We start from the raw sequence: 11,407 nt of genomic DNA, 5'->3' as shown, positions 1-11,407 counted from the left end.
CCTTCATTGCGCTGCGACGGGGATCAGCAAATGCTGGCTCAAGTCCCCCACCAGATCGAGCAGCGAATAATCCCGCCGCGAAAAACGCCATTGCCCGTCCTCGCGGACGAAGGCGTCATGATAACGGCCCGCGCAGATCGCCTGAAGCGGCAGGTCCGGCGCGGCCTGAAACACGGTGTAATAGGACCGGCAGGTCGCGGTCCCGGCTTCCTCGTCGATCTCGACGATCGGATTGGTGATGACATGCTTGGTACGCGGGGTGCCGCAGGGATAGATGCGGACATTCGCGCGCCACAGCGCCAGCATCGGAGCGGAGCCTTCGACTTCCGCGTCGCCGGTCTTGATCCGCGCCTTGTCGAACAGCGCGGCGACGGCTTCCAGATCGCCAGCGTCCATCAGTTCGGCATAGCGATAGAGCAGATTGGTAATGGCCGTTGCGTCGTTCATGCGCGTCCCTCCCGCTGTGCCGCTTGCTGTTCACGCCTTGAAGCTGTCTCGCCCGTCAGGCGCACCGCGACGGCGTCCGACCGGATGCGCTGCCGCTCCGGTTCGGGTGCGGTGAGCGGGTCCACCTCGACCATCCCGGTCAGCGCGGCGCGGGCGAGCTTCTGATATTCGCCCTCTCCATCATTCTTCCACGTCACCTGATGCGGCTCGAAGCTCTTGATGACCTTGGCCGGATTGCCCGCCACCAGACTGCGCGGCGGCGTCTCCATGTCGGATTTGACCAGGCTCAGCGCCGCGACCAGATTTTCCGCCCCGATCACCGCATTGTCGAGGATCACCGCATTCATCCCGATCAGCGCATTCTCGCCAATCTCGCAGCCGTGAATGATCGACCCATGGGCGATGGTCGCGCCCCGCCGGATGACAGTGTCGCGCAACTGGTTGGCATGCACCGTCACGCTGTCCTGGATGGAGCTGTCGCCTTCCACCACGATCCGCCCGAAATCGCCGCGCAGCGACGCGCCGGGCGCGATGAAGCAGCCCGGTCCGACGATCACGTCCCCGATCAGCGACGCCAGCGGGTGGACGTAGCTGGTCGGGTCGACCACGGGAACGATTCCTTGAAAGGCGTAGCAGGGCATGGGCGGAGCTTCCCGTTACAGCCGTTCGATGATGGTGACGTTGGCCTGCCCGCCGCCTTCGCACATGGTCTGGAGGCCATAGCGCCCGCCGGTGCGCTCCAGCGCGTTCAGCATCGTGGTCATCAACCGCGCGCCGGTCGCACCGATGGGATGGCCGAGCGCGATCGCGCCGCCCTGCACGTTCACCTTCTCATGCGGGATGTCGAGTTCCTTCATCCACGCCATGGTGACGCTGGCAAAGGCTTCGTTGCATTCGAACAGGTCGATGTCGGACAGGCTCATGCCCGCCTTCTTCAGCGCATATTGCGTCGCCGGGATCGGGCCGGTCAGCATCCACACCGGATTGGCGGCGCGCACCGAAAGATGATGGATGCGGGCGCGGGGTTTCAGGCCATGCTCCTTCACGGCGCGCTCGCTCGCGATCAGCAGTGCGGCCGCGGCGTCGCAATTCTGGCTGGCGACGCCTGCGGTGATGACGCCGCCTTCACGGACCGGGTTGAGGCCCGCCAGGCCCTCCAGCGTGGTGCCCGGGCGGATCGTCTCGTCCTTCGCCAGACCTTCAAGGGCCACGACTTCCTTGTCGAACCAGCCATTGTCCCAGGCCGCCTGCGCGCGCTGATGGGATGCGAGGGCGAATTCCTCCATCGCCGCGCGGCTGATGCCCCATTTTTCGGCGATCATTTCGGCCGAACGGATCTGGTTCACTTCCTCGTCGCCATAGCGCGCGTCCCAGCCCTTCGCGCCCTGGAACGGGCTGTCGAAGCCATAGGGCTGGCCCGCGAACATGGCGGCGGAGATGGGAATGGCGTTCATCGCCTGGCTGCCGCCCGCGACGACGAAGTCCTGCGTGCCGCTCATCACGCCTTGCGCAGCGAAATGCACGGCCTGCTGGGAGGAACCGCACTGGCGGTCGACGGTGACGCCGGGCACTTCCTCGGGCAGGCCCGCGACCAGCCATGCCGTGCGGCCGATGTCGCCCGCCTGCGGCCCGATGGTGTCGCAGCAGCCCCAAACCACGTCATCGACCAGCAGCGGATCGATGCCGGTGCGCTTGACCAACTCGCGGATCGGATGCGCGCCAAGGTCGGCGGGATGGACGGCTGCGAGGCTGCCCTTCTTGCGGCCGACGGGCGAGCGGACGGCGTCGATGATATAGGCTTCAGGCATTTTCGGTTTCCCGTGCAAAGGTCTGGTCCGGCCCCATGGGCTGGGTGAAGATGCGCGTGGCGATGCGCGCGCGGTGGAAGGCCGGGGTGCCCCAGCTCTGGCTGAGGGCAAGGGCGCGCTTCAGGAACAGATGCACGTCGACTTCCCAGCTATAGCCCATGGCGCCATGCACCTGGATCGACGCGCGGGCGGCGGTGTCCGCTGCTTCGAGCGCGACCAGCTTGGCATGGCTGATGCGGGCGCGGGCCTGCACGTCGCGCGCGCTGATCTCGGCCGCCGCTGCCGCGACAACCGGTTTGGCGAATTCGATCGCGACCTGGGCGGTGGCGAGGTGATGCTTGACCGCCTGATAGCTGCCGATCGGCTTGCCGAACTGCTGCCTTTCCTTGGCATATTCCACCGCGAGGTCGACGGATCGCTGGGCAAGGCCCAAGCCCATGGCGGCGTTGAACAAGGCTGCGCGGTCCAGCGCCAGATCCCAGTCGGCCTTCCCCAGCGCGGTCGCGTTGGCGGCGTCCCACGTGACGGAGAACAGGCGGCGGAACGGGTCGATGCTGGGCTGTGCCGTCAGCGTCACCTGATCGGGCGTGGCGAGATAGGCCTCGCCGTCCTTTTCCAGCAGGATCGCCGCTGCGCTGTCGGCATGGGCGACGAAGGGATTGAGCGGGTGCGCGATCGCGATGGTCGCCATCGTATCGGCCAGCAGCGCATGATCGGGCGCCAGCGCGGCCAGCATCGGCGCCGCCACGCCCGCGCTTTCCACCAGCGGTTCGGGCAGCGCGACATAGCCCGCTTCCCGGGCGATCAGGGCGAAGTCGGTTTCGGACAGGCCAATGCCGCCTGCGCTTTCGGGCAGCAGCACCAGGGTAAGGCCAGTCTCGACGATGGATGCCCAGCGCGCATCGTCGCGCGCGACGCCGGCTTCCATCATCTTGCGCCAGTGATCGGGCGTGCAGCTGTCGGCGAACAGGCCGCGAGCCGTTTCGGCGAACATCAGCTGTTCGTCATTTAGGGTGAAGTCCATTGTCCCCTCCCGTCAGCGCGGCAGGCCGAGCATGCGCTCGGCGATGATGTTGCGCTGGATTTCGTTCGACCCGGCGTAAATCGGCCCGGCAAGTGCGAAGATGTAATCGTCGATCCAGTCCACCGGACCGGCGGCGGACGCCTCCTGCGTCAGTTCTGCCGTGGGGCCGAGGATCGCGAGCGCGGTCTGCGTCAGGTGAATGTCCAGTTCCGACCAGAAGATCTTGTTGGTGCTGGCTTCCGGGCCGATTTTCGCGCCCGCCATCAGCCGGGACGCGGTCTGGTAGATGTTGAGCGCATAGGCGTCGGCGTTCATGTGCGCGCGCACGACGTCCGCTTCCAGCGCCGGGTCGGCCGTTTCCTTGTTCGCTTCCCACAGCTGCGCCAGCTTACGCGCCGCCACCTGGTAACGGGCGGGCGATCGCAGCATCAGGCCGCGTTCGAAACCGGCCGTCGCCATGCAGATGTGCCAGCCCTGGCCCTCGTCGCCCAGCCGGTTGAAGGCGGGTACGCGGACATTTTCCAGGAAAATCTCGGCAAAGCCGACATGGCCGTTGATCTTCTTGATCGCGTTGACCGTGACGCCCGGCGCATTGAGCGGGAAGAAGATCAGCGACAGGCCCTTGTGCCGCTCCGTGCCCGGCGTGCGGAACAGGCCGAAGGCCCAGTCGGCGAACACGGCGCGGCTCGACCAGATTTTGTGGCCGCTCAGGATATAGTCGTCGCCATCCTGCACGCACGTCGCCCTGACGCCCGCAAGGTCGCTGCCCGCCTGCGGTTCGGACCAGGCCTGCGCCCAGATTTCCTCGCCGCTCGCCATTTTAGGCAGGAAACGCTGCTTCTGCTCATGCGTGCCGAACTCGATCAGGGTCGGGCCGAGCAGGAAGATGCCGTTCTGGCTGACGCGCCCGGGTGCCCCGGCGCGCGCATATTCCTCCTCGAAGATCAGCCACTGGATGAGGTCAAGACCGCGGCCGCCATATTCCTTGGGCCAGGTCACCATGCCCCAGTCGCCGGACTTCAGCGTCTTTTCCCATGTCCGATGGGCTTCGAAGCCTTCGCGGGTGGCGTCATAATGTTCCAGCGGTTCGGACGGCCCATGGGCTTCCAGCCATGCGCGCACTTCCGCCCGGAAAGCCTGTTGTTCGGGAGTGTAGGTCAGGTCCATCAGAACTTCGCCGCCTTGCCGGTTTCGACAAAGGCGTCGCGAGCCTTCTGGCTGTCTTCATGCATGTACATTTCCAGCGTGAAGCCCTGTTCCCAGCGATAACCGCGATCCACGTCGCGGGCTTCGAGACCGTTCAGCGCTTCCTTGGCGATCACGAGTGCCTTGCGCGATTTGGACGCGATCAGCGCGGCAAAGGCGCGGGCCTCGGTTTCCAGTTCGGCGCGCGGCACGACCTTTTCGATGGCACCCAGACGATAGGCTTCCTGCGCGGGGATATTGCCGCCGGTGAAGAAGGCCGCGCGGACCTTGTGCAGCGGCAGCATGCGCGACATGTGGCTCGCCCCGCCCATCGCGCCGCGGTCGATCTCCGGCAGCGAGAAGAAGGCGTCGTCCGCCGCGATGATCGTGTCGGACGCGCCGCAAATGCCGATGCCGCCGCCGATCACGAACTTGTGCACCGCGACCACGACCGGGACTTCGGCGTCGTGGATCGCCTTGAAGGTCAGGTAATTGCCGCGATTGAGATAGGGGATGCGCTCGGGATGGGCCTGCATCTCCTTAATGTCGACGCCGCCGCAGAAACCGCGCCCTTCGGCCCGGATCAGGATGCAGTGGACATCCTCGTTGCGCGCGGCTTCGGAGATGATCTTCGGCAGGCTGTTCCAGGTCTCGCTGTCGAAGGCGTTGACCGGCGGCACGTCGAAGACGATTTCCGCGACCCGGTTCTCGATGGTGCATGTAATCGGCATATCTCTGTCTCCTCAGGCCGCCGAAGCGGTTTCGCGGCCCAGTGCGGCAAGCGCGGCCAGACGCTCGTGCGCCTCGTCCACGATGCGGCCCACCAGTTGCTCGCAGCTTGGAATTTCACCGATGCGTCCGCCGACCACGCCGGTCGCCATCACGCCATGTTCGATATCGCCGTCGACCACGGCCTTCTGGATCAGCATCGGCATGGTCGCAGCCATCATCGCCTGCTTGAGCGGCATCGCGCCATGGGCGGTCATGCCCCGCGCCGATTTGATGAGGCTGAGCCAGCTTGCGCCGGTCTGCTTCTTCATCGCCATGCTCGCCTCGATGGCGCGCATCCACATGGCGAGGTTGCCGGACTTCTCGATCCGGTCCATCAGCTTGGTGCGGACCATGCGCTGGGGAATGCCGTCGAGCTTGGTGGTGACGATGATGCGGTCGGTGCCGGCTTTCAGATATTCCGCCTTGGCGCTGTCAGGCACCGGGCTTTCCTTGGTCAACAGAAACCGCGTGCCCATCGCGATGCCCACGGCGCCATAGGCGAGCGCCGCCGCAAGCCCGCGTCCGTCGGCGAAACCGCCGCTGGCGATCACCGGCACCTTCACGGCGTCCAGCACCTGCGGCAGCAGCACGGTGGTCGGGACGGAGCCGGTATGGCCGCCGCCTTCGCCGCCCTGCACATTGACCATGTCGACACCGAGTTCGACCATCTTCTGCGCATGCTTGACCGCGCCCACGGTCGGCACGCAGAGAATGCCCGCGTCCTTGAAACGCGCGATCATCTTCGCATTGGGGCCACGCCCGAAGCTGACCGCGCGCACCCGATCCTTATTGGCGAGGATCAGTTCGACGATCTGGTCCGCACCCGGTTGGAACATGTGGAAATTGACGCCGAACGGCCGATCGGTTCCCCGCCGCACCATCAGGATTTTCTCGCGCGCCTCGTCCGGCGTCATGACCGCCGCGCCGAGGAAGCCGAAGGCCCCGGCGTTGGAGCTGCCGATCACAAGGCTGGGTTCGGCCACCCAGCCCATGGCGGTCTGGATGATCGGCCAGCTGCAGCCCAGCCGCTCGGTCATGATAGTGTGCAGCGGATCGCTCATCAGCCTTCGCCTGCCTCTTTCTTGTTCGCCGCGGCCATTGCTTTGCCGTCAAGCCCGCCGATCGAATTGCCCATCGTCAGGTCATTCTGCGCATGGGCGAAGTGGTGCATATGATAGACCGCTTCCATCGCGTTGCGCTTGCCCATCAGTTCCTCGACATGATTGACGGCCTGTTTGGTCAGCCAGTTGCCAAGGCGCGGCTGGGCGACGAGCTTGGCCGCCATGGCCGCCACCGTCTCACGCAAGGCCTCGCGAGCGACGACCTTGTTCACCATGCCGAACTGTTCAGCGCGCTGGGCGCTCATGCGCTCGCCCAGCAGCAGAAACTCCTTGGCGATGCGCGGCGGCAGTTCATAGGCATGGGCGAAATATTCGACGCCCGGAATGCCCATGCGGTTGACCGGGTCCTGGAAGAAGGCGTCATCGCTCGCCACGATCAGGTCGCACACCCAGGCGAGCATCAGCCCGCCCGCGACGCAGGCGCCCTGCACCATGGCGATGGTCGGCTTGGCGACGTCGCGCCAGCGCCGGCACATGCCGACATATTGCTCTTTCTCACGAGTATAGAGCAGTTCCGCCGCCGGCTTGTTGACATGGGTCGGCACCATCAGCCGGTTCTCGAACTGCTTGTGCAGATCGCGACCCGGCGTGCCGATGTCATGGCCGGCGGAGAAATGCTTGCCGTTACCGCCCAGTACGATGCAGCGGACGTCATCGTCGTTCGTCGCCCGGATGAAGGCGTCGTCGAGCGCATAGGTCATCTGGCCGTTCTGGGCATTGTTGAAGCCCGGTCGGTTCAGCATGATCCATGCAACATGGTCGATCACCTCATAGGTGACCGGCTCTTCGGTCTCGTAGACGATGTCGACCTTCTGCGGTTCGACCAGGCGATCGGCCTCGTTCATCATGCCCTCCTTGCAGGCGGATTGTCCTTGATGACGGATGCGCGGATATTGTGCGGGTCGAGGCTGGCGATGATGTCGAGCGCTTCCTTGCCCGGCAACGCCGTTTCCCCGAGGTCGCCCTTCTCCAGCGGGAAGCCGGTGGCCTCCTGAACCTGTTCGAACGTGACGCCGGGATGCAGCGAGACGACGCGGATCGCGTTGTCCTTGCCACCGAAATCCATGACGCACAGGTTGGTGACGATCATACGCAGGTCGACGCCCGAATAATTGCCGCCCGCCACTCGCTTGGCCGGATTATAGCCCACACCGGACACCATATCCACTTCCCCCGGCACGAAGGTCCGTGCCGTGTGCGCCGGGAAGAAGAAGCTGTTCGCATGATAGATGGTGTTGCCCGGGAAACCGCGCACACCCAGCATCTGCGTCTTGGGTTTGTCGTAGGTGCCGCCCAGATAGCTCAAATTGATCTGGCCGAAGCGGTCGAGCTGCGTCGGCGTCACCATCGCATGGCGGCGACCCGTCCATACCGCGGCGTCGAAGAAGCGCGAGAAGGGGAGATGGCCCGCCGCCTTGCGGTCGTCATATTTGCGCGGCCCCAAAGGCACCGGCTGTTCGACCAGATAGGCTTCGCCATCGGTCATCATCAGTTCCGGGCTGTGGGTCAGCTTGGCAAGGCTCGCGGCCAGGCGCGGCACGGGGCCGACTCCAGTGGCGATGATCTCGCCATTGTTGCGAAATGCCTCAGAGCAGGCGAAAATGCAGAGTTCTGCGAGGGATACTTCAGTCATCAGAATATCGGGAGCGGGAGAGCCGCCACCGCCTCCTTTCCGCCAATGCTTTCCAGATAGGCTTCTTCGGTCGCGCCGACGAAGCGGTCCGCCACCGCCGACCAGTCGCCCGGTTCACGGGCAGCATCGGCATAGGCCTTGAACGCCTTCATGTCCCAGCCATAAGCCGGGGGCATGGAGCTGGGGTGCGCGCCGCCAGGTATCTCAACGACGCCGCTGACGAAGCAGCGTTCGAAAATGTTGAAATGCGCCTGGTCGGGATAATGATCTTCCATCCGGTCGACCAGTTCTTCGCACGACACATAGGTCTTGGCGGCCGCCTTCGCGAACCACTCGTCATAATAGCTGTCGGGTCCGAACAGATGGACGTTGCCACGCCAGTCGCTGCGGTTGGCGTGGATCAGGGCCACGTCCAGCTTCAGCGCGGGCATCGCCACCAGCGTCTCGCCGTCGGCATAGGGCGACTGCACGGTCTTGAGGCCGCCCAGTTCGGCAAGGTCGGTACCCAGACCGACGCGGGTCGGCAGGAAGGGCAGGCCGAAAGCGGCGGCCTTCAGGCCCCACTGGAACATGCCTTCGTCCAGTTCCAGAACCTCGATCTGCCCGGCTTCGCGCGCCTTGCGGAACCAGGGCTCCAGCGGAATGGCGTCGAGCGAGACGAAAGCGAAGACCAGTTTCTTCACCTTGCCCGCCGCGCACAGCATCCCCACATCCGCGCCGCCATAGGCGACGACGGTCAGATCCTTGAGGTCCGAACGCAAAATCTCCCGCACCAAAGCCATCGGCTTGCGCCGCGGACCCCAGCCGCCGATCCCGATGGTCATCCCGTCGGATAATTGACCGACGATGTCGGCCGCCGTCATTCTCTTGTCGAGCATCATTCCGCCTCTTCACTAATATTTTCCGGTACCATTGGTACCGATGTTGTCAACGGCCTATCTCGCCACACCACTAAAGCTACTTCCGTTTCCATCCGCCATCACGCGGTCGCCAGCTTCCGCTCAATCGCTTTCATACGCCCATTTATGGCCCCAGTCGCTTACCGACAGGCTGGTCGTCGGAACCCAGCTGGCCGGATCGATCACCATCCCGTTCCAGCCATATTCAATGTCGAAACCACTGGGCGTTTGCATGTAGAAGGACGTCATCTTGTCATTGACGTGACGGCCCAGGCTGGCGGACAGCGGAACCTTGCCCTTGCTCTTGAGCACTCGGTCATAGGCGCGTCCGACATCCTCCAGGCTGCCGACTTCCAGCATCATGTGCACCGCGCCATTCGGGCTTTCGGGAAGCTGGCCCAGAGCGAGGCTGTGGTGGCGGCTGTTGCAATGGAGGAAGGCGAAACCGACGCCCGCGTCTTCGGGGCCGCCTCCTGCCAGATAGAAGCGGCCAAGGTCGGTATCGCCAAAACCCATCACATCCTTGTAGAAGGCGTGGGTTTCTTCGAAATTCGGTGCTGTCAGCACGACATGGCCCAGCCCCATATCGCCATTGTTGCCGGTGACGAAGGCGCTGACCCCCGCCGGCGAGACGAAGGGCGCATAATCGACGAAGCGGCCGTAAAAAATTTCCATGGGATTGCCCGCCGGATCGGAAGAACGCACCAGTTCATAGACCTGCCGGGCGCGCGCTTCCATGACGTCGGCGCGCTCCACCGGACGACCCGCCGATTCGAGCTTGGCGATGACCGATTCGAAGGACTCGCGATCCGCGCATTCCCAGCCCGGCGCGACGAACGCATTGCGTTCGCCCTTCTGCACCCACAGGCGGTAGGGGCGATCGTCCATCCGGAACAGCGCCACATCGTCTCGCGCGGAGGGAGAGGCCATTAGCCCCGCGATATTGCAGGCAAAATCCTGCCACGCAGCCAGATCCTGCGTCTCCACGATAACATAGCCTAGCGAAATCACTGCCATTTCTGCCGCCTCGTCCCTTGTCCTCAACCTGGGCCTCGAACCCGATTTCGTTGCTACAAGCGCCTTTTCTTACGCAATTTCTCCAGATAGCACGTATCATGCTGCATGGATAAGGCGCTCTGACACGCATCGCGTAAGGTGCTTATGGCAATTCGTTCCGGATCGGCCTATAAGCATCGAGCAAAATGCGCAAGCCCTCTTTGCCTTGACAGTTTGCGTAATAACAAATTATATTAACTACGCATATAGGCAATTGATATGAGTCGTCCGAATTGGAGAAGATAATGACCGGGGCAATAGCAAGACCGACCGGCGAGGCGGATGCAGGCGTGCCGTCAGCCGAAAGCCTGATCGCTAAGGCAAAGGCCATGATTCCCGTCCTGCGGGAACGGGCGCGGGCCTGTGCCCTCGGCAATGACGTGCCCAAGGAAACCGTGGCGGAAATGAAGGAGGCGGGTTTCTTCCGCATCCTCCAGCCCAAACGCTATGGCGGTTATGAAATGCACCCCAATGTCTTCTTCGACGTGCAGAAGGCGCTCGCGGAAGGCTGCATGTCCACCGGCTGGATCTACGGCGTGCTGGGCTGTCACCCCTATGAACTGGCGCTGTTCCATGACGAGGCGCAGAAGGAAGTCTGGGGTGAGGACCCCGACATGCTGGTGTCGTCCACCTATCAGCCTGTCGGCAAGGTGGAGAAGGTCGAGGGCGGCTTCTACCTTTCCGGACGCTGGGGCTTTTCTTCCGGCTCGACCCATTGCGGCTGGGTGCTGCTGGGCGCGATCAACTTCGATACCGACGGCGGTCCGCCGGATATGCGGACCTTCCTGCTGCCCCGCTCGGACTATCAGGTGATCGAGGGGACGTGGGATGTGTTCGGTCTTCAGGGTACCGGCAGCTTCGACATTCTGGTCGAGCGCGTGTTCGTCCCCGAACATCGCACCCACCGTGCGGCCGACGGCTTTGCCTGCAACAATCCGGGGCAGGAAGCCAATACCGGCCCGCTCTATCGCATGCCCTGGGCGCAGCTGTTCACCCGCTCGGTGTCGTCGGCGGCCTTTGGCGGCGCCCGCAATGCGATCAACGCTGCGATCGAAATCATGCAGAGCCGTATTTCGACCAATACCGGCAAGGCGTCGAAGGCCGATCCGAACCTGCACGCCGCCATCGCCCGCGCGATTGCGGAAACCAGCGAAATGGACCTGACCCATCGGGCGACCTTCAACGAACTGATGGATTATGCGGAGCGCAATGAACCGATCCCGATGGAGCGGCGCGCCCTCTTCGCCTATCAGTCGGCCAGCGTCGTGCGCCGCCTGGCGGATCTTGTCGACGACATGGTGAAGTTGCTGGGCGGCCGGGCGGTCTATATGTCCAGCCCGATCCTCCAGCCCTGGCTCGACCTGCACGCCGCCCGCGCGCATGTCGCCAACGATCCCGCCAATCGCACCGGCGATGTGGTCGGCACGATGCTCGGCGAACCGCCGGCCTTCACTTTCATCTGA

12 protein-coding genes are annotated in these 11,407 nt (G+C 64.0%); 1 reads left to right on the top strand and 11 read right to left on the bottom strand.

Translation table 11 applies throughout. The annotated features are described in order from the left end of the window. Positions 1 to 3: 3 nt before the first annotated feature. The 11 genes from F7P65_RS18200 to F7P65_RS18150 all read right to left on the bottom strand — a co-directional run bounded on the left by F7P65_RS18200 (position 4) and on the right by F7P65_RS18150 (position 9,905). Positions 4 to 447 (bottom strand): nuclear transport factor 2 family protein, encoded by a 444-nt coding sequence (locus F7P65_RS18200; RefSeq protein ID WP_150294251.1) that lies wholly within the window; start codon positions 445 to 447, stop codon positions 4 to 6. Beyond that, positions 444 to 1,055 carry an LbetaH domain-containing protein gene (locus F7P65_RS18195; RefSeq protein ID WP_240334380.1) on the bottom strand — a complete coding sequence of 204 codons (612 nt, stop codon included), beginning with the start codon at positions 1,053 to 1,055 and terminating at the stop codon, positions 444 to 446. The genes F7P65_RS18200 and F7P65_RS18195 overlap by 4 nt, the downstream gene beginning before the upstream one ends. 48 nt (positions 1,056 to 1,103) lie before the next feature. Next, positions 1,104 to 2,255, bottom strand: a complete 1,152-nt coding sequence (locus F7P65_RS18190) for an acetyl-CoA C-acetyltransferase (protein ID WP_150294247.1) — start codon at positions 2,253 to 2,255, stop codon at positions 1,104 to 1,106. After that, on the bottom strand, positions 2,248 to 3,279 hold the full coding sequence (locus tag F7P65_RS18185) for an acyl-CoA dehydrogenase family protein (RefSeq protein WP_150294244.1): 1,032 nt from the start codon (positions 3,277 to 3,279) through the stop codon (positions 2,248 to 2,250). Before F7P65_RS18185 ends, F7P65_RS18190 begins: the two co-directional genes overlap by 8 nt. Before the next feature lie 12 nt (positions 3,280 to 3,291). Further along, positions 3,292 to 4,446 (bottom strand): acyl-CoA dehydrogenase, encoded by a 1,155-nt coding sequence (locus F7P65_RS18180; RefSeq protein WP_150294242.1) that lies wholly within the window; start codon positions 4,444 to 4,446, stop codon positions 3,292 to 3,294. Beyond that, positions 4,446 to 5,195 carry an enoyl-CoA hydratase family protein gene (locus tag F7P65_RS18175; RefSeq protein WP_150294240.1) on the bottom strand — a complete coding sequence of 250 codons (750 nt, stop codon included), beginning with the start codon at positions 5,193 to 5,195 and terminating at the stop codon, positions 4,446 to 4,448. The genes F7P65_RS18180 and F7P65_RS18175 overlap by 1 nt, the downstream gene beginning before the upstream one ends. A 12-nt stretch (positions 5,196 to 5,207) precedes the next feature. Then, the gene (locus F7P65_RS18170) at positions 5,208 to 6,296 is read right to left on the bottom strand and encodes an NAD(P)H-dependent flavin oxidoreductase (RefSeq protein WP_150294238.1); all 1,089 of its coding nucleotides are present in this window, start codon (positions 6,294 to 6,296) and stop codon (positions 5,208 to 5,210) included. After that, complete coding sequence (locus tag F7P65_RS18165) at positions 6,296 to 7,201, bottom strand: enoyl-CoA hydratase (protein ID WP_150294236.1); 906 nt, start codon at positions 7,199 to 7,201, stop codon at positions 6,296 to 6,298. The genes F7P65_RS18170 and F7P65_RS18165 overlap by 1 nt, the downstream gene beginning before the upstream one ends. Then, complete coding sequence (locus tag F7P65_RS18160) at positions 7,201 to 7,989, bottom strand: CoA-transferase subunit beta (RefSeq protein ID WP_150294234.1); 789 nt, start codon at positions 7,987 to 7,989, stop codon at positions 7,201 to 7,203. The genes F7P65_RS18165 and F7P65_RS18160 overlap by 1 nt, the downstream gene beginning before the upstream one ends. After that, positions 7,989 to 8,870: a CoA transferase subunit A gene (locus tag F7P65_RS18155; RefSeq protein WP_338053920.1), complete on the bottom strand. Its 882-nt coding sequence runs from the start codon at positions 8,868 to 8,870 to the stop codon at positions 7,989 to 7,991. Before F7P65_RS18155 ends, F7P65_RS18160 begins: the two co-directional genes overlap by 1 nt. Positions 8,871 to 8,990: 120 nt before the next feature. Next, a complete protein-coding gene (locus F7P65_RS18150; protein WP_150294230.1) occupies positions 8,991 to 9,905 on the bottom strand; it encodes a VOC family protein in 915 nt (304 codons plus the stop codon). A 284-nt stretch (positions 9,906 to 10,189) separates the two neighbouring features. On the opposite strand from F7P65_RS18150, the gene F7P65_RS18145 reads away from it, so the two are divergent. Continuing rightward, on the top strand, positions 10,190 to 11,407 hold the full coding sequence (locus F7P65_RS18145) for an acyl-CoA dehydrogenase family protein (protein WP_240334379.1): 1,218 nt from the start codon (positions 10,190 to 10,192) through the stop codon (positions 11,405 to 11,407).

Origin of the sequence: Sphingobium estronivorans (assembly GCF_008692605.1) — a bacterium.
Lineage (GTDB): Bacteria > Pseudomonadota > Alphaproteobacteria > Sphingomonadales > Sphingomonadaceae > Sphingobium > Sphingobium estronivorans.
This window is presented reverse-complemented; position numbering and strand designations above follow the sequence as displayed.